Here is an 18,606-nt window from a genome sequence, read left to right as displayed (position 1 = left end):
ATGTGTAAATGTCGGTGTTCGTTCTGTTCAGGAAACGGAGGTGGCAACGATGTCGAGTACCGACGACAGGCGTTTCGAGGTCTTACGTGCAATCGTGGCCGATTACGTCTCCACCCAGGACCCGGTGGGATCCAAGGCACTGGTCGAGCGTCACAACCTCGGAGTGTCGAGCGCCACTGTGCGCAACGACATGGCATTCCTCGAAGCCGAGGGCTACATCGCCCAACCGCACACCAGTTCCGGGCGCGTCCCTACCGACAAGGGATACCGCGAGTTCGTCGATCGCATTGCCGACGTCAAGCCCATGTCCGGGCCGGAGCGTCGAGCAATCCTCGAGTTCTTGGAGTCAGGCGTCGACCTCGACGACGTTCTGCGTCGAGGTGTGCGACTGCTCGCGCAACTGACCCGTCAGGTCGCGGTTGTCCAGTACCCGTCGCTGTCCGCATCGTCGGTTCGCCACCTCGAGGTGGTCGCGCTGACGCCCGCGCGTCTGCTCCTCGTTCTCATCACCGATTCCGGCCGCGTCGATCAACGAATCGTCGAACTCGGGGACGTTCTCGAAGACGAGGATCTGTCCCGGTTGCGCACGCTTCTCGGCGGAGCACTGGAAGGCAAGCGCCTGGCCGCCGCGTCGATTGCCGTGGCGGAACTGGCCGACGAATCTCCGGCCGACCTGCGCGATGCCGTGATCCGGTCGGCAACCGTTCTGGTCGAGACCCTGGTCGAGCATCCGGAAGATCGCTTGGTCTTGGGGGGAACCTCCAACCTCACGCGCAACGCCGCTGATTTCTCCGGTCTGGCCGGCTTCCCCGGTTCGCTGCGCGCAGTGCTCGAGGCACTGGAAGAGCAGGTAGTGGTCCTGAAACTGCTCGCTGCGACGCAGAATTCCGGCACGGTCACAGTTCAGATCGGTGAAGAGACGCAGGTCGAGCAGATGCGCGGAACCTCCGTGATTTCGACTGGCTACGGCGCGGCCGGTACCGTTTTCGGTGGTGTCGGTGTGCTCGGACCCACTCGGATGGACTATCCGGGAACAATTGCATCGGTTGCCGCCGTTGCCAGATACATCGGCGAAGTTCTCTCCGAGCGATGACGGGCGTCGACATTCGTCGACACACCTCCTCGCGAGGACTGAGGAAAACCTAGAAGTAAGAGAAGGACGAGAGACTCAACGTGGCACGGGATTACTACGGATTGCTCGGCGTCGACAAGAACGCGACAGACCAGGAGCTCAAGCGCGCTTACCGCAAGCTGGCACGCGAACTGCACCCGGACGTCAACCCTGACGAGGCGGCGCAGGCCAAGTTCAAGGAGATCTCGACGGCTTACGAGGTCCTGACCGACCCGGAGAAGCGTCGCATCGTCGATCTCGGCGGAGACCCGCTCGAGTCCGGTGGCGGCGGAGGTGGCGGTTTCGGCGGCGGTTTCGGTGGAGGTGGCCTCGGCGACGTCTTCGAAGCATTCTTCGGCGGCGGTGGCGGCGCAGGACGTGGCCCGCGCGGTCGCGTTCAGCCCGGAGCCGACTCGTTGCTTCGCACCAAGCTCACGCTCGCAGAATGTGCGACGGGAGTCAGCAAGCACGTGACGGTCGAGACGGCGATCCTGTGCGACAGCTGCACCGGAGCCGGAACCAACGGCGACTCCAAGCCTGTCCGCTGTGAGACCTGCAACGGTGCCGGCGAAGTTCAGTCCATCCAGCGCTCGTTCCTCGGTCAGGTCATGACCTCGCGTCCCTGCCCGACGTGCCGCGGTGCCGGTGAGACCATCCCGGATCCCTGCCACAAGTGTGGCGGCGACGGCCGAGTTCGGGCCAAGCGCGACATCACGGTGAAGGTTCCGGCGGGCGTTGCCGGTGGCATGCGCATCCGTTTGACTGCGCAGGGTGAAGTCGGCCCAGGCGGCGGACACCCCGGCGACCTCTACGTCGAGATCGTCGAGCAGCAGCACGACGTCTTCGTTCGGGACGGTGAAGACCTGCACTGCACGATCCGCGTTCCGATGGTCGACGCAGCGCTCGGTACGACTGTCACCGTCGACACCATCATCGACGGTCCCAAGGAAATCACCATCGAGCCAGGCACCCAGCCCGGGCACGTTGCTGTTCTTCGCGGTCACGGCATGCCGAAACTGCGGTCGGGAGTGCGCGGCGACGTCCACGCTCACCTCGAAGTGGTCATCCCGAGCCGCCTCGATCACAAGCAGTCCAAGCTGCTCAAGGAATTCAAGCTGCTCCGCGATCGTGACGAGGCCGAAGTTGTCTCGACCAACTCGCAGAACAGCGGTGGATTGTTCTCGCGTCTTCGCGAAGCATTCAGCGGCCGCTGACGGTGGCCGCAACGGTCTTCTTTCTCGACCCGGTTCCCGGAGTCGGTGAAATCGCGGTTCTGGACGGGCAGGAGGGTCGCCACGCGGCGACCGTCCGACGGATCGGCGTCGGCGAGCGTTTGGTTCTGGCCGACGGTCGTGGCCGGGTAGCCGATGCCGAGGTGACGAGCGTCGGCAAGGATCGCCTGGAACTTTTGGTCAGTGACGTTCAGGTTCTCGAGCAGCCCAAGCCGTTGGTGACCCTCGTTCAGGCACTTCCCAAGGCCGAGCGTTCCGAGTTGGCCGTCGAACTGGCGACCGAGGCCGGTATCGACGCGGTGATTCCGTGGCAGTCCTTGCGGTGTGTTGCCAAGTGGGAGGGACCGAAGCTCGCCAAGGGCGTCGCACGCTGGCGAAGTGCGGCAGTGTCGGCGGCTAAGCAGTCCAGGCGCGCATTCGTCCCGGAGATTTCGGAGCTGCACAAGACGGCGGCGGTGATCACGTTGGTTCGCGACGCCGTTGCCCGCGGCGCTGTGGTTGCGGTGCTTCACGAATCGGCGACGACGCCGTTGGCCGGCTTACCGCTGGCGAGCGCGGACGAGGTATTTCTGGTTGTCGGTCCCGAAGGTGGGCTGGACGATTCGGAGATCAGTGCCTTGTCGGAGGCCGGGGCCACTCCGGTGCTTCTCGGCCCGACGGTCCTGCGCACGTCGACCGCCGGGGCTGTTGCTCTGGGCGCGATCGGAGTGCTGACCGATCGCTGGGGACCACGGCCACTGCACTGATCTTGTTGTGATCCCGAGCTGAATCGGATCCGGCGCTCAGCGAAGTGTCAGATTTGCGCACTATCGTAAGGACGTCGGGGGTCGCCTTCGGCGTGAGTTGGTTCGGGGATTTCAGGAGGCCAGATGTTGTCACGTGCGCATATGCGAATCGTTGGAGCGGTGTGTGCCGCGGCGGCGATGATGCTGGTCGCGGGGTGCACAGTCTCCACCGGAGACAACACGGGTTCCTCCAGCAGCGCCGTCACCACCACACCGACCAGCGAGGCGCTCGTCACCGTCACACCGGCGGACGGCGGAACCCCGGTGAGTCCACTCGACCCCATCGAGGTCCAGGTCGCGAAGGGAACACTGACGACCGTCGCGCTGACCAATCCCGAAGGTAAGGAAGTCGCCGGTATCACGACGCCGGACAAGACGTCCTGGAAGCCGAGCGAACCACTCGGATACGGCAAGACCTACAAGCTTGTCGTCGATGCCGTCGACGCGAATGGTGTTGCCACGACCAAGAACACGACGCTGACCACCGTCGCGCCGAGTAATCAGACTCGCGCGTACATCAACACCACCGGTGGCGCCTCGATTTCGGACGGTGGCACGTACGGCGTCGGCGCGGTCGTCGCCGTTCATTTCGACGAGTTGATCGGTGACAAAGCCGCGGCCGAAAAGTCTCTGGTGGTCACCACCAATCCGCCGGTGCTGGGATCGTGGTACTGGGTCGACGGTCAGAACGTTCACTGGCGACCGCAGAACTACTACGAACCAGGCACGACGGTCTCGGTGAACGCCAACATCTACGGCAAGCAACTCGGCAACGGACTGTACGGCCAACAGGACGACACCGTGTCCTTCAAGATCGGCGACTCCCACGTCTCGGTCGCCGACGACAACACCAAGATGGTGACCGTCTACGAAAACGGTCAGGTGATCAAGGAAATGCCGACCTCGATGGGAATGGGCGGTACCGAGACGATCGGCGGCACGACGCTCTCGTTCTGGACCCAGCCCGGCACGTACACCGTCATGGACAAGGCCAATCCCGTGATCATGGATTCGTCGACTTACGGACTGCCGATCAACTCGCGCCTCGGGTACAAGGAATCCATCAACTGGGCCACCCGCATCAGCACCGACGGCATTTATCTTCACGAGTTGGAGAGCACCGTCTGGGCGCAGGGAAACACCGATACCTCGCACGGTTGTCTCAATCTCAGTGCGGCCAATGCCAAATGGTTCTTCGATTTCTCGCAGCCAGGAGATGTCGTCGAGATCAAGAACACCGGCGGCGCTCCGCTGGAGGTCTGGCAGAACGGTGACTGGACTCTCTCGTGGGCCGACTGGGCCGCAGGCAGCGCCCTCGCCTGAGATAGATTTCCTCGGTGCCTCGATTCAAGATTCCGTACGGTCCACACGAGCAGCAGTTCGGGCATCTCTACGTTCCCGACGAGGCGGTTGACGGCCCGATCCCGATCGTCATGCAGATCCACGGCGGCTTCTGGAGCGGGCAGTACGGATTGAATCTGGGCACCGCGTTTGCCGTCGAACTCGCGCGGCACGGCGTCGCAGTGTGGAACATCGAATACCGCCGCCTCGGGGCGGGCGGTGGTTGGCCGGAAATGTCCGCCGACGTGAAAACGGCGTACGACAAAATCCCCGGACTGGTTGCCGCGAAGTCCTCGGCCGAATTCGATCTGAATCAGATTCGCCTGCTCGGGCATTCGGCCGGCGGACATCTTGCAGTGTGGCTGGCGGGAGAGAAGGACACGTTCACCCGGCCTGAACGGGTCATCGCGCAGGCTGCCGCACTCGATCTGGCGTCGGCAGGCGAGCGGGGACGACGGATCAGTTTCATCGAGGATCTGTTCGGCGTTCCGTTCGAAGCGGACCCGGATCTGTATCGCGGTGCGTCGCCGCAGCATCGACTGCCGATCGGCGTTCCCGTTGTGTGCGTCACGGGTGCGGAGGATCTGCAGGTGCCTGCCAAGGTGAGCTCCCGGTATGCGAAGGCTGCCGAAGCGGCTGGTGATCCCGTGGCACTGCGTGTGATCGAGGGCGAAGGGCACGACGCATTTCTCTCACCCTCGACCGAGTCCTGGCGGGTCTCCCGCGAGTTGGTTCTCGCCGAAGACCCGCTGGCCCCGATCACGTCAGACTGACACAGGGGCCTTCTTGCCAGGCAGGATGAACGCGACGACAACTGCGCCCACGAACAATGCAAGCCCGCCCGCCCAACTGGCCGCCGAAATCGCGTCGGCATAGGCACTGCCGGCCGCCTCCAGCAACGGCTGTGCCTGAGCTGCAGCCAACGGGTTGCCTGCCATCTCTTCGGCGACCAACGACGCGCCGCCAACGGATTCGCCCGACACCTCCATCGCATACGCGGCCTGTTGCGCAAGTTCGCCCGTCAACTGCGGAACCTGCATGCCATTGATGAATCCGGCAATCGAATCCTTGTAGCTCGCAGCGAGGATCGAGCCGAGGATCGCGATTCCCAGCGAGCCGCCGAGTTCGATGGCGGTGTCGTTGAGGCCACCTGCAGCGCCGAGATCGTCCTCGGAGAAGTTGTCCATGATGGCGTCGGTGGCCGGCGGTTCGCTGAGACCGATGCCCAGGCCGAGCAGGATCAGTGGGACTGCGAACATCCAGTAGCCCGAATCGCCGTCGACCTGCGTGAGAATCAGAACGCCGATCGCGGCGACCACCATGCCGCCGACGATGGATGCCCGGACGCCGATCAGCGGAGTGATCCTGCCACTGACAACGGCGCCGATCGAAACGGCAATTGCCAAGGGCAGCAAACGAACACCGGTTTCGAGTGCGCCGTAGCCGAGGATGAACTGGAACTGCTGCGAGATGAAGTAGATGGCACCGAAGGCGGCGAGGAACAACAGAAGTACCGCGAGCGTCGCGCCGCCGACCATGCGCTGGCCGAGCTTACGGACGTCGAGCAGTGGCTGCGGGTGGCGCAGTTCCCAGACCACGAACGAGACGAGGCCGATCGCGGCGAGTGCAGCGGCACCGATGGGTCCGCCGCTCCACCCGAAGTGGAATCCGTTGATGATCGAGTACACGAGCGAGCCGATGGTGACCACCGAGAGTGCGCCGCCGATCCAGTCGATCCGGCCCAGGTGCTCCGCCTTGCTCGGCGGCACCAGGATTACGGCGGCGGCGGCAGCGACTGCGGCGATCGGGACGTTGATCAGGAATGTGATGCTCCAGGAATGGCTGTCGAGGATCCATCCGGCCAGCAGCGGGCCGAGGGCGATCGCGAGACCCGACGTCGCTGCCCACGCCGCGATGGCGCGTGATCGCTCCGCTTTGGGAAAGGTGGCGACCAGAAGCGAGAGCGTCGCGGGCATGATGATCGCGGCGCCGACGCCCATGATCATTCGTGCCGCGATGACGGCGTTGGTGGTGTCCGCGATACTGCCGAAGACGGCGCCGCCGGCGAACACGGCGAGTCCGGCCAGAAGCGCTCCACGGCGGCTGTACTTGTCACCGATCACGCCGAACAGCAGCATCAGCGCGGCGTAGGGGACTGTGTAGCCGTCGATGACCCATTGAAGTTGAGTGCTGGTGAGGCCGAGGTCTCTGGTCATGTCCGGAGCAGCGACGATCAGCGCGGTGTTGGCCATCACGACGATCAGCAGGCTCAGGCACAACACCCCCAGGGCGGCCCATCGCCGTGAGTACGGCTGGTCCATCTCCGAGACAGGTTTGCTCATGAGTGTCGTCATGGCGCGACTCCGTTCCTGATGATCGAAGAGACTCTTCGATCTATTTGCACACTGGTGTGTAAGTTAATAACTTGCACACCGATGTGCAACTATGATTGATCTAGATCACAGTTGGGCAGTCGAAAGAGGTGGAACGCGCGTTGACGCATTCGGGCACAGTCGTTTCGGGAACTGCCGAATCGGGCGGACGGCAGCGTCGTAGTCAGGCCGCGGCCAATCGCAATCGCATCATCGAGGCGGCGATCACGGCGTTCGCTGCTGATCCGGATGCGAGCATGGACGACGTCGCAAAGGCCGCCGGTGTGGTCAGGCGAACCGTGTACGCGCATTTCGACAGCCGTGAGGCGCTGATCAACGGCATCGTGGACGAGGCATCGACCGATCTCGTGGCTGCGCTGAGCCAAGCCGGTGAGCCGCCCGAGCGCCCGGATCTGGCGACTGCCGTACTTGCACTGCTGTCGTGGCCGGTCGGCGATCGATTCCGGATGTTGCTCAGCTTTGCTCGCAAAGAGTTGGGGGAGCAGCGGATTCTCGATTTGATGGAGCCCGCGCGCGCCGTGAGTATCAGCGTCGTCGAGCGCGGTCAGCGTGACGGAACCTTCTCGACATACCTGCCGGCCGAGACTCTGGTAGCGATGACCGAGGCGATCACGATCACTTTGTTCGATCAGGCCAACAGTGGGTTCATCACGGACTCTGGCGAATCCTTTGCCGCGGTGTGCCTGGTCATCGCTGGTATCAGTCCGGAGCGAAGTGCCGAGATCGTCGCCGAAGCGTCGGAATGGATCCGCGAATCGCTCCCGTCCGGTCGCCGCGAGGATTAGGCCGGAACGATTAACAAGTGGGCCGTGTCCGACTCGGGCGCTAGACTTCGAAGTATCGAGGCTCACGAGTCGAGTGGGCTGATCGGACCAGAAAGCAGGCCATATTCACCACGTGAGTGAACACAGTGAACTCGACGGGAACCGTGTAACCACCATCACCGAGCGCGCTCTGCCCGCAGAGCGCACCGTCCGTTCGAGTATGGATCTGGCGCCGGAGACCGTGCGTCAAATCCTGGGGGCGACGGACGAGAACCTCACCGCGATCGAACGTGAGCTTCGTGCCGACATTCATGTACGTGGCGGAACCATCTCCTTGTCGGGGACGGCTGCAGACGTGGCGCTGGCAGAACGTGTGTTCAGTGAATTGGCGTCGCTGGCCGGTCGGGGGCAGCCCATCGCACCGGACGCTGTTCGACGAACCATCGGCATGCTCACCAACGAGGTCGGCGAGTCTCCGGCCGAGGTCCTCTCCCTCGACATTCTTTCGCGTCGGGGCAAGACGATTCGGCCGAAGACCCTCAACCAGAAACGCTACGTCGACGCCATCGACGAGAACACCATCGTGTTCGGAGTCGGCCCGGCCGGCACGGGCAAGACCTACCTCGCCATGGCCAAGGCCGTACAGGCGTTGCAAGCCAAGCAAGTCTCTCGGATCATCTTGACCAGGCCGGCAGTCGAGGCCGGCGAGCGACTGGGCTTTCTGCCCGGCACGCTGCACGAGAAGATCGATCCGTACCTGCGCCCGCTGCACGACGCATTGCACGACATGATGGATCCCGAGGCGATTCCGAAGTTGATGCAGGCCGGAGTCATCGAGGTCGCTCCGCTCGCCTACATGCGTGGCCGCACGCTCAACGACGCCTTCATCATCTTGGACGAAGCACAGAACACCACAGCCGAGCAGATGAAGATGTTCCTGACCCGCCTCGGGTTCGGTTCCAAGATCGTGGTCACCGGAGACGTGACCCAGGTCGATCTGCCGGGCGGGGCCCGCTCGGGTCTGCGCGCGGCATCCGAAATCCTCACCGGAATCGACGATATTCATTTCGCCACTCTCGACAGCAGCGACGTCGTACGTCATCGGCTGGTCTCCCACATCGTCGATGCTTACGAGCGTCACGAATCGGATCGGTCCGGCGAGTTGGCGGTCGGAAACCGGGCGCAGCGCCGCGCTGCACATGCTCATTCACCGCGACGGTAGGCTGATCGACGCATCAACCCCTACTTTTTGCAGGAAAGAGCGTCGCACATGAGCATCGAGGTCTCGAACGAATCGGGCATGGATATCTCCGAACCGGAGTTGATCAGCGTTGCCCGTTTCGTGATCGCTCGGATGGATGTCCATCCGGCGGCCGAGCTGTCGATGGTTCTCGTCGACTCCGCGACGATGGCGGATCTGCACGTTCGTTGGATGGATCTGCCGGGCCCGACCGACGTGATGTCGTTCCCGATGGACGAACTCGAGCCTGGTGGCCGTCCCGATTCCCCCGAGCCTGGGCCGTCGATGCTCGGCGACATCGTGCTGTGTCCGTCTTTTGCTGCGGATCAGGCCGACAAGGCCGGGCATTCACTGGCTCACGAACTTGCCCTCCTGACTGTCCACGGCGTGTTGCACCTCCTCGGCTACGACCATGCGGAGCCGGAAGAGGAGAAGGAGATGTTCGGCTTGCAGAACAGCCTCCTCGAAGAATGGTACGAAGACCTTCGCCGCATCGACCGCGAAGCAGCACTGGCCGAACGCGATCAGAAGCTGCTCGGTAAGACGGGTTTCGTCGACGGAGTGGACCGATAACAGTTATCCGGGGGTTCTGTAGTGAGTAGCGCCATAGCGCTCTTTGTTCTGGCGATTGCTCTTGTCCCGGTCGGTGGTGTCTTCGCGGCCGTCGACTCGGCGCTCAACACCATTTCGTCGGCGCGCATCGACGAAATGGCAAAGGAAGAGCGAGCCGGTGCCGCGCGAGTGCAACGCATCCTGACCGATCGTCCGCGATACGTGAATCTGATGGTCCTGCTTCGCATTTTGTGCGAGATCACGGCCACCGTCGTACTCGTGGGCGGCCTGATCGACATCCTCTCGTTGGGCTGGGCGCTGACCGTCACCGCAGTGATCATGGTTCTCGTCTCGTATGTGGTCATCGGCGTCGGACCGAGAACGCTTGGGCGCCAACATGCGTACTCGATCGCGATGGCAGCTTCTCTCCCACTGCTCTGGATCGGTGTTCTGCTCGGGCCGATCAGTCGCGTCCTGATCCTCGTCGGTAACGCCTTGACCCCGGGTAAGGGCTTCCGCAACGGCCCGTTCGCTTCGGAAATCGAGTTGCGTGAACTCGTGGACATGGCGCAGGAACGCGGCGTCGTCGCCGACGAAGAACGCCGAATGATCCAGTCCGTCTTCGAACTCGGAGACACGTCGGCACGCGAGGTGATGGTGCCTCGCACCGACATGGTGTGGATCGAGAACGACAAGAATGCCGGACAAGCAACATCGTTGGCCGTGCGCAGTGGTCACTCGCGCTTGCCTGTCATCGGGGAGAACGTCGACGACGTGCTCGGTGTCGTCTACCTCAAGGATCTGGTCAAGCAGACCTACCACCTGCCCGACGGCGGCCGGAACGTCAACGTCTGCGACGTCATGCGGCCGGCGGTCTTCGTTCCCGACTCGAAGCCACTCGACAGCTTGCTGGCCGAGATGCAGCGCGACCGCAATCACATGGCGATCCTCGTCGACGAGTACGGCGGAATCGCCGGGCTGGTCACGATCGAGGACGTCATCGAGGAGATCGTCGGCGAGATCGCCGACGAGTACGACGAGGACGAGACGCCGCCCATCGAGGATCTCGGTGACGGAATGTTTCGCGTATCCGCGAGACTTCCCATCGAAGACCTCGGTGAATTGTTCGATCTCGAACTCGAACTCGACGAGGTGGAGACCGTCGGCGGGCTCATTGGATACGTACTCGGCCGAGTTCCACTTCCCGGTTCCGAAGTGGAGTACGACGGTTTGATCCTGCGCGGCGAGGGAACCAATACGGGCCGGGGACGGGTACGCATCAGCACGGTGTTCGTGCAGCGCATCCCGCGGTCCGAAGACGAAGAGACAGAAGACACCGATGACTGAGCGAGTGTTCAGCGAGGAGCAGTTATGAGCAACAACGAATTCCGGTCAGGCTTCGTGTGTTTCGTGGGTCGACCCAATACGGGTAAGTCCACGCTGACCAATGCGTTGGTCGGCAGCAAGATCGCGATCACGTCCTCGCGACCGCAGACGACGCGCCATACGATTCGTGGCATCGTTCACCGCGAGCATGCGCAGCTGATCCTGGTGGACACCCCCGGACTGCACAAGCCCCGCACCTTGCTCGGGCAGCGCCTCAACGACCTGGTTCGTGACACCTACTCCGAGGTCGACGTCATCTGCCTGTGCATCCCGGCTGACGAGGCCATCGGGCCCGGCGACCGCTGGATCGTGCAACAGGTCCGTCAGATGGCGCCCAAGACCAAGCTGGTAGGCATCGTCACCAAGATCGACAAGGTAAGCCGCGACGCCGTCGGCAAGCAGTTGCTTGCGTTGTCCACCCTGCTCGGCCCCGAATCCGAGGTTGTCCCGGTCTCCGCGCAGTCGGGCGAGCAGGTCGAGATCCTGGTCGACGTCCTTGCCGGTCTGATGGACGAGGGCCCGGCCTTCTACCCGGACGGCGAACTGACGGACGAGCCCGAAGAGGTGCTCATGGCCGAACTCATCCGTGAGGCTGCGCTCGAGGGCCTCGGTGAAGAATTGCCTCACTCCTTGGCCGTGGTGATCGAGGAGGTCATCCCGCGCGAGGGTCGCACCGAAAAGCAGGGCGAGATGCTCGACGTCCATGCGTTGCTCTACGTCGAGCGTCCCAGTCAGAAGGGCATCGTCATCGGTAAGGGCGGAGCGCGTCTGCGGGAAGTCGGTACCAGTGCCCGTCTGCAGATCGAAAAGCTGCTCGGTGTGCGGATCTTCCTGGAGTTGCACGTCAAGGTAGCCAAGGATTGGCAGCGCGACCCGAAGCAGTTGGGCCGGCTGGGCTTCTAGGGCCTCCGGCCCCGTGAGTGGTTAAGCAGTCCCTGGACTCCTTAACCACTCACAGGGGCCGGAGGACCCTGAGGAGCGCCGCACCGATGTCCTGATCGTCGACGCCCGTAGCCAGGCGACGGAGCTGCAGACCGGTGATGACGGCGACGAGAGTGGATGCAATCGACTCCGGATCCGGTATGCCAAGTGCCGTCAAAATCGTGACGGTCAGATCGTCGTATGCGGCAAAGCATTCGACCGCCACCTGATGTAGTTCGTGGTCTCGGCCGGCGGCGATGTACATCTCGAACGGCGCGATCCGCTCGGCGGAGAACGACAGATCTCGCGTCACCTTCTCGGCAATTGCCGCGGCGTCCTCGACGCTCAGACCTTTGTCGCGGTACTCCTCGGCCAAGGCTCGCAGGCGCGTCGTCTCGTCTGTCACGAAGCGAGACAGCGCCGCCCGAAGCATGTCCGACTGGCTCGCGAAGTGATAGGTGATCGATCCGAGTGAGACGCCCGCCTGCGCTGCGATGCGCCGGTTGCTCACACCGGGGATGCCATCGGTACCGACGACGTGCAGAACGGCATCGAGTATTCGCTCGCGAACGTCGCGGTTACTCATCGAATCACCACCACGGCTCGGGGCGGACCTGATCCCAACGCAGGACCGATTCCAGTTGTGAAGCGAGCGAGACCAACAGCGGTTCGGTGTTCTCGTTGCCCATCAACTGCGCACCGATGGGTAGGCCGGCCTTGCTGAATCCGGCCGGCACGTTGACCGACGGCCAGCCGAGGACGTTCCACGGCCACGCGTACGGGCAAGCGCCGGTCATGACCTTGTCGGTGTCCCAACCGCCGATGCCGTCGATGGCGGTCGCCATGATCGGCGGAGTTGCCGTCGTGGGTGCCAGGACGACGTCGTACGTGTCGAAGATCGCTCCGATCCGCTTTCGCATCCGCGGCTCGGCTGCACGGGCTGCACGCAGAGGTGCGCCGCGAAGTAGCTTGCCGTTCTGCGCATTTCCGCGTGTTCGGGCATCGACCAGTGTCGGGTCGGGAACGCGTCCGAGCCAGTCGTGAACTCCGACGAGTGAGCGGGGCAGAAAGTTCAGGCCGAAGATCAGGCCGTACGCGGGATCGTCCACGACGACGTGATGTCCGAGTTCCCGCAGAGTGTCGGCGATCGAATGCACGGCGAGGCGCACCTCGGGGTCCAGCTTCACGGGAGTAGCAGTGAACGGGTTACGAAGGGAAAGAGCGATTTTCAGCTTTCCGGGGTTGCGTCCTACCGCATCGCTGACCGTCACCGGTGTCGGCTTGTGGAGATCGCCGTCGTGGTTGCCCGCAGTGACGTCGAGTAGCAGTGCGGCGTCGGCGACGGTGCGGGCGAGGGGTCCGTTGACCGTCAGGCCGTAAAACGCTTCGGGGTCGGGCCAGGTGGAAATGCGCCCGCGCTGCGGCTTGATTCCGACGAGGTTGGTCCAGGCCGCTGGAATCCGAATGGAACCGGCACCGTCGGAACCGATTCCGGCGCTGACCAATCCGGCCGCGACAGCCGCGGCGGTGCCGCCCGACGATCCTCCGGGGGTGTGGTGACGCGACCACGGATTGCGCGTGTAACCGAAGGCGGAACCACTGGTGAGCGGCCACTGGCCCAGTTCAGGGCTGTTGGTCTTGCCCACGATCACTGCGCCGGCGTCGCGGAGTCGACGAATCATCTCCGAGTCCTCGGTCTTCGCCGGGAAATCGCCAGGGCAACCGAAGGCGGTGGGTTCGCCGGTGATGTCGACATCGTCCTTCACTGCGATCGGCACACCGAGTAGCGGTAGACGCTCACCGAGTGCGAGACGCCTGTCGGCCTCGGCGGCTTCCTCGAGTGCCTTCTCTCGCCGCACGATCTTGAACGCATTGAGATGAGGCTGAGTTGCGTCGATCCGACTCAGCGTTGCCTCGGTGGCCGCGACGGACGAAGTAGCACCCGAGGCCAGACTCGCAACCTGGTCGACGAGTCCGGGGGCGAGATCGTGGTCGGTTCGAGAAGTCATCAGGTTCCCTTCGCAAAACTGTTCGTTCGAACGAACAGTAACTTGTTTCAGTATTGGCGAACTTCGGTTCCGCGTCAAGATCGCGTCAAGACGCCAGGTCAGCGCGTAAGTGGATCGTCAGAGACGCGGAATACGGCCGAACCGAGGTCGAAGCTGAGAGAGCGCATCCGGTCCAGGCGACCGAGCGTCATGGCTGCGATGCACAGCAGCACGGCAAAGATTTCGAAGAGGGAAGCTCATGGCCGATCTGGCCTACGTTGCTCTGATTCTCGGCGGTTTTCTCGTGTGCGCGCTGGTGCTGCGCGCCCTACAAGCGAGCGCTCCCAAATGACGGTTGCCGGTGTGGTCAGCGTGGTTCTGATCGCCGTCGCCGCGGCATTGGTCATTTATCTGCTCGTTGCACTCGTAGATCCTGAGAGGTTCTGATGTCGCCCGCTCTTGCAGCCGGCCTGCAGATCGCTTTTGTTCTCGTCGTTCTCGCGATCGCCTACGTTCCGGTGGGCGACTACATGGCACGTGTCTACTCGTCGTCGCGAGATCTACGGGTCGAGAGTGTGATCTACCGCGTCGGTCGGATCGACTCTCGGGCCGAGCAGACATGGTACGGCTACGCCGCAAGCGTTCTCGGATTCTCGTTGGCGAGCGCATTGTTCCTGTACTTCCTGCAACGGATTCAGGGTGTACTACCGCTGAACGACGGACTGTCCGGCGTCAGTCCCGCCGTTGCCTTCAACACCACGATTTCCTTTGTGGCGAACACGAACTGGCAGTCGTATACGCCGGAAACGACGATGAGCAACTTAGTTCAGCCTGTCGGTCTGGCGGTGCAGAACTTCGTCTCGGCTGCAGTGGGCATGGCAGTGGCCATCGCGTTGGTGCGTGGCTTCATTCGGGTGGCCAGGGGCGGTGAGATCGGCAACTTCTGGGTCGATCTGACGCGTGGCTCTCTGCGCATCCTCCTCCCGTTCGCCTTCGTGATCGCCTTGATCCTGTTGAGCCAGGGAGTGATCCAGTCGTTCCACAGCGGTTTCGCCTCCACCGGCCTCGACGGCAACGCGGTGACCAACGCACTTGCTCCCGTCGCGTCCCAGGAAGCGATCAAGGAACTCGGCACCAACGGTGGCGGGATCTTGGCTGCCAACTCGGCGCACCCGTTCGAGAACCCCACCCCGGTGAGCAATATCGTCGAGATCCTGGCGATCCTGCTGATCCCGGTTTGCCTCACTCGGACTTTCGGAACCCTGGTCGGTGACCGTAGACAAGGCCTCACCCTGTTGGCAGTGATGGGAATCCTGTGGAGCGGACTGCTCGCGGTCACGCTAGCGGCCGAATCCGGTGCCCGCGGTGTCGCTGCCACTGCTGCCGGCTCGATGATGGAAGGCAAGGAAGTTCGTTTCGGAATCCCCGGATCAGCATTGTTCGCGGTGTCGACAACGGGAACGTCGACAGGTGCGGTGAACTCGGCCCACGACAGCATGTCGCCCCTCGGCGGCGGAGCGGTCCTGCTCAACATGTTGCTCGGCGAAATCGCACCGGGCGGAGTAGGAACCGGCCTCTACGGGATTCTTGTGCTGGCACTGATCGCAGTGTTCGTCGGCGGATTGTTGGTCGGTCGTACACCCGAATACCTCGGCAAGAAGTTGGGTCGACGCGAGATCACCCTTGCGGCGCTGTCGATCCTGGTCATGCCCGCGCTGGTCTTGATCGGTACCGCCATCACCGTCATCCTCGGTTCGACCACCGGTTATCAAGGCAATGGGGGAGATCCGGGCACACCTGGATCCATCCACGGGTTCAGCGAGGTGCTTTACGCCTTCGCCTCCGCCTCGAACAACAACGGCAGCGCGTTCGGCGGTCTGACGGTTACCAGCGACTGGTTCCAGTCGTCTCTCGGAATCTGCATGCTCCTTGGCCGATTCCTGCCGATCATCTTCGTTCTCGCTTTGGCCGGTGCTCTGGCCTCGCAGAAGAAGGTGGCGCCGACGGCCGGCACCCTGCCGACATCCGGACCGATGTTCACCGGTTTGTTGACCGGCACCGTCGTTCTTGTTGCTGCACTTACATTCTTCCCGGCCCTCGCGCTGGGCCCGCTAGCGGAGGCTCTTCAATGACCGTGCGTATCAGTGAGAAACCCGCGGTAGCGCAAGACGCTGCCGACAAGGTTGATCCAGGGCAGTCCCGTCAAGTACACGCAGGCGTTTTCAACCCGCGCCAGATGATCACCGCGTTGCCTGGGGCCGTGCGCAAACTCGACCCACGCCACCTCGCACGCAACCCGGTCATGTTCGTAGTGTTCGTCGGTTCCGTCATCACCACTGTCATGGCGATTGCCGATCCCTCGGTGTTCTCCTGGGTGATCGCACTGTGGCTCTGGTTCACGGTGATCTTCGCGAACCTTGCCGAATCCGTGGCCGAAGGGCGCGGTAAGGCGCAGGCGGCAAGCCTGCGAAAGGTAAAGCAGGACACCACAGCACATCGGATCACGATGAGCGGTGCGATCGAATCGGTTTCGGGCACCGAACTGGTGGTCGGCGATCGGGTGATAGTGGTCGCCGGTGAAGTCATCCCCGGCGACGGCGACGTGGTCGAAGGTATTGCCTCCGTGGACGAATCGGCGATCACCGGTGAATCCGCGCCGGTAGTCCGTGAATCCGGTGGCGACCGCTGCGCTGTCACCGGTGGTACGACGGTCCTCTCCGACCGCATCGTCGTGGAAATCACCGCAGCACCGGGAAGTTCGTTCGTGGACCGGATGATCGCGCTCGTCGAGGGCGCCTCGCGTCAGAAGACACCTAACGAGATTGCGCTCAACATCCTGCTTGCGTCGTTGACTGTCATCTTCCTCCTCGCGGTCGTTGCCATCGGCCCGATGGGCTTGTACGCAGGGCATGAGCAGGATCCGATCAAGCTGATCGCACTTCTCGTCTGTCTGATTCCGACGACCATCGGCGCATTGCTCTCGGCGATCGGTATCGCGGGGATGGACCGCCTCGTCCAGCGCAACGTTCTCGCGATGTCAGGGCGTGCCGTTGAAGCTGCGGGCGACATCGACACCCTGCTGATGGACAAGACCGGCACCATCACCTTCGGTAACCGCCGGGCCACCGCGCTCCACCCGGCGCCGGGCGTATCCGCCGACGATCTTGCTTCGGCGGCCCGCTTGTCGAGCCTGGCCGACGGAACTCCCGAGGGACGGAGCATCGTCGAGTTGTGCGCAGCAGAGTTCGGTCTCGCTGCCGAGCCGACGCTGGACGAGGAACGCGCAGAGTTTGTTCCGTTCACGGCACAAACACGGATGAGCGGACTCGACCACTCCGGACGCCAAATCCGAAAGGGCGCAGCAGACGCTGTGATGAACTGGGTCGTCAGCGGCGGTGGACACGCAGAGACCGCGGTGACCGACACCGTGAACGACATCGCCCAAGCCGGCGGTACGCCATTGGTGGTTGCGGTCAAGCAAAGCGAGCGCACCTCGATTCTCGGCGTCATCGCGCTCTCCGACGTCGTCAAGCCGGGTATGGCCGAGAGGTTCGCCGAACTCCGGGCGATGGGTATTCGCACGATCATGATCACGGGCGACAATCCGTTGACTGCAAAGGCGATTGCCGATCAGGCCGGCGTCGACGACTTCATGGCAGAGGCCACCCCAGAGGACAAACTGGCCCTGATCCGGAAGGAACAGGAAGGTGGGCGCCTCGTCGCGATGACCGGTGACGGGACCAATGACGCTCCAGCCCTTGCCCAGGCGGACGTCGGCGTCGCGATGAACACGGGAACCTCGGCGGCCAAAGAGGCCGGGAACATGGTCGATCTCGATTCCGACCCCACCAAGCTGATCGAGGTAGTCGAGATCGGCAAGCAACTGCTGATCACCCGCGGCGCGTTGACCACTTTCTCATTGGCGAACGACCTCGCGAAGTATTTCGCAATCCTGCCTGCGTTGTTCAGCGGCATCTATCCGCAACTGGACGCGTTGAACATCATGCGGCTCGCCACGCCCGAATCGGCGATCGTCTCGGCCGTGATCTTCAACGCCCTGGTGATCATCGGGTTGATTCCGTTGGCACTCAAGGGTGTTCGATACCGACCGTCGACGGCGTCGCAGTTGCTCGGACGCAACCTACTCGTCTACGGGCTCGGTGGCGTGATCACACCCTTCGTCGGTATCTGGCTGATCGATCTCGTCGTACGTTTGATTCCTGGAATTGGGTGACCTGACATGCGTTTCACTATCGGTTTTGCCAAACAGGTGTGGGCGGGCCTGCTTGTATTGCTCGCACTCACCATCGTTCTCGGTGTGATCTACCCCGCCGCGGTCTGGGGTGTCAGTCGGATCAGCTCCGGCTCTGCCGAAGGCTCGCCGGTCACCGATGCGGCCGGTTGCGTGGTCGGCAGTGCCTGGGTGGGTGTTGATCCACAGGTTGCCGAAGGGCAGCAGGATCCGTTCTTCCACAACCGTGTTGTCGGATCGGTATCGGACGAGGATGCCTTTGCCACCGGTGATCCTGCTGCGGCACTGCCGTCCAATCAGGGGCCGAGCAGCGAGATTCTGGCCGGATTCATCATCGAGCGTCGGGCAGCCATCGCGGCGCGCGAGGGCGTCGACCCGACATCGGTGCCCGTCGACGCGGTCACCGGTTCGGGCTCGGGTATCGATCCCCACATCAGTCCCGCGTACGCGGAATTGCAGGTCGCGAGGGTGGCGGCGAACAACGGCATTTCGGAAGACAAGGTGCGGGATCTGGTGGCCGAGCACACCGACGGTCGGCAACTCGGATTTCTCGGGGCCGAGCGAGTCAACGTCCTGGAATTGAACCTGGCACTCGGATTGACGGCACCTACGTGTGCTACGCCGACGACTGGTGGATGATT

Annotated in this window: 17 protein-coding genes; 14 read left to right on the top strand and 3 right to left on the bottom strand. The window is 63.0% G+C overall.

Annotation, left to right across the window (positions count from 1 at the left end):
• The first annotated feature begins 49 nt into the window (after nt 1–49).
• The 5 genes from hrcA to ACSW29_RS28145 all read left to right on the top strand — a co-directional run bounded on the left by hrcA (nt 50) and on the right by ACSW29_RS28145 (nt 5,242).
• Nucleotides 50–1,093 carry a heat-inducible transcriptional repressor HrcA gene (gene hrcA, locus ACSW29_RS28165; protein ID WP_003944583.1) on the top strand — a complete coding sequence of 348 codons (1,044 nt, stop codon included), beginning with the start codon at nt 50–52 and terminating at the stop codon, nt 1,091–1,093.
• A gap of 80 nt (nt 1,094–1,173) precedes the next feature.
• Nucleotides 1,174–2,325, top strand: a complete 1,152-nt coding sequence (dnaJ, locus tag ACSW29_RS28160) for a molecular chaperone DnaJ (RefSeq protein ID WP_230813909.1) — start codon at nt 1,174–1,176, stop codon at nt 2,323–2,325.
• Nucleotides 2,326–2,327: 2 nt separating this feature from the next.
• A complete protein-coding gene (locus ACSW29_RS28155) occupies nt 2,328–3,089 on the top strand; it encodes a 16S rRNA (uracil(1498)-N(3))-methyltransferase (RefSeq protein WP_448278874.1) in 762 nt (253 codons plus the stop codon).
• A gap of 123 nt (nt 3,090–3,212) precedes the next feature.
• Nucleotides 3,213–4,451, top strand: a complete 1,239-nt coding sequence (locus tag ACSW29_RS28150; protein ID WP_448278873.1) for a L,D-transpeptidase — start codon at nt 3,213–3,215, stop codon at nt 4,449–4,451.
• Between the two features lie 14 nt (nt 4,452–4,465).
• The gene (locus ACSW29_RS28145) at nt 4,466–5,242 is read left to right on the top strand and encodes an alpha/beta hydrolase family protein (RefSeq protein WP_448278872.1); all 777 of its coding nucleotides are present in this window, start codon (nt 4,466–4,468) and stop codon (nt 5,240–5,242) included.
• On the opposite strand, the gene ACSW29_RS28140 is transcribed toward ACSW29_RS28145, so the two are convergent.
• Nucleotides 5,234–6,823 carry an MFS transporter gene (locus ACSW29_RS28140; RefSeq protein WP_448278871.1) on the bottom strand — a complete coding sequence of 530 codons (1,590 nt, stop codon included), beginning with the start codon at nt 6,821–6,823 and terminating at the stop codon, nt 5,234–5,236. The genes ACSW29_RS28145 and ACSW29_RS28140 overlap by 9 nt on opposite strands.
• A gap of 128 nt (nt 6,824–6,951) precedes the next feature.
• Here ACSW29_RS28140 and ACSW29_RS28135 point away from each other — a divergent pair, with 128 nt between their 5' ends.
• The 5 genes from ACSW29_RS28135 (at nt 6,952) to era (ending at nt 11,707) form a co-directional block, all read left to right on the top strand.
• Nucleotides 6,952–7,647, top strand: coding sequence for a TetR/AcrR family transcriptional regulator (locus ACSW29_RS28135; protein ID WP_317826205.1), 696 nt, complete (start codon nt 6,952–6,954; stop codon nt 7,645–7,647).
• Between the two features lie 112 nt (nt 7,648–7,759).
• Complete coding sequence (locus ACSW29_RS28130; protein ID WP_003944580.1) at nt 7,760–8,848, top strand: PhoH family protein; 1,089 nt, start codon at nt 7,760–7,762, stop codon at nt 8,846–8,848.
• A gap of 48 nt (nt 8,849–8,896) precedes the next feature.
• On the top strand, nt 8,897–9,439 hold the full coding sequence (gene ybeY, locus ACSW29_RS28125; RefSeq protein WP_003944525.1) for an rRNA maturation RNase YbeY: 543 nt from the start codon (nt 8,897–8,899) through the stop codon (nt 9,437–9,439).
• 21 nt (nt 9,440–9,460) lie between these two features.
• Nucleotides 9,461–10,765 carry a hemolysin family protein gene (locus tag ACSW29_RS28120; protein ID WP_019749019.1) on the top strand — a complete coding sequence of 435 codons (1,305 nt, stop codon included), beginning with the start codon at nt 9,461–9,463 and terminating at the stop codon, nt 10,763–10,765.
• Between the two features lie 24 nt (nt 10,766–10,789).
• Complete coding sequence (era, locus tag ACSW29_RS28115; protein ID WP_230813895.1) at nt 10,790–11,707, top strand: GTPase Era; 918 nt, start codon at nt 10,790–10,792, stop codon at nt 11,705–11,707.
• Nucleotides 11,708–11,756: 49 nt separating this feature from the next.
• Here the strand turns inward: era and ACSW29_RS28110 are convergent, their stop codons facing one another.
• Together ACSW29_RS28110 and ACSW29_RS28105 are read right to left on the bottom strand one after the other, a co-directional pair.
• Complete coding sequence (locus ACSW29_RS28110) at nt 11,757–12,311, bottom strand: TetR/AcrR family transcriptional regulator (RefSeq protein ID WP_448278870.1); 555 nt, start codon at nt 12,309–12,311, stop codon at nt 11,757–11,759.
• Nucleotides 12,312–12,315: 4 nt separating this feature from the next.
• Nucleotides 12,316–13,734, bottom strand: coding sequence for an amidase (locus ACSW29_RS28105; protein ID WP_317826206.1), 1,419 nt, complete (start codon nt 13,732–13,734; stop codon nt 12,316–12,318).
• 327 nt (nt 13,735–14,061) lie between these two features.
• Between ACSW29_RS28105 and kdpF the strand changes: the two genes are divergently transcribed.
• Genes kdpF through ACSW29_RS28085 form a run of 4 tightly spaced genes read left to right on the top strand, consistent with a single transcriptional unit; the run spans nt 14,062 to nt 18,604 of the window.
• Complete coding sequence (gene kdpF / locus ACSW29_RS28100) at nt 14,062–14,160, top strand: K(+)-transporting ATPase subunit F (RefSeq protein WP_007731078.1); 99 nt, start codon at nt 14,062–14,064, stop codon at nt 14,158–14,160.
• Nucleotides 14,160–15,845, top strand: coding sequence for a potassium-transporting ATPase subunit KdpA (gene kdpA / locus ACSW29_RS28095; protein ID WP_448278869.1), 1,686 nt, complete (start codon nt 14,160–14,162; stop codon nt 15,843–15,845). Before kdpF ends, kdpA begins: the two co-directional genes overlap by 1 nt.
• On the top strand, nt 15,842–17,947 hold the full coding sequence (kdpB, locus tag ACSW29_RS28090) for a potassium-transporting ATPase subunit KdpB (RefSeq protein ID WP_448278868.1): 2,106 nt from the start codon (nt 15,842–15,844) through the stop codon (nt 17,945–17,947). Before kdpA ends, kdpB begins: the two co-directional genes overlap by 4 nt.
• 6 nt (nt 17,948–17,953) lie before the next feature.
• A complete protein-coding gene (locus tag ACSW29_RS28085; RefSeq protein WP_448278867.1) occupies nt 17,954–18,604 on the top strand; it encodes a potassium-transporting ATPase subunit C in 651 nt (216 codons plus the stop codon).
• The last annotated feature ends 2 nt before the right edge of the window (nt 18,605–18,606 follow it).

The organism is Rhodococcus sp. GB-02 (assembly GCF_053470465.1).
This window is presented reverse-complemented; position numbering and strand designations above follow the sequence as displayed.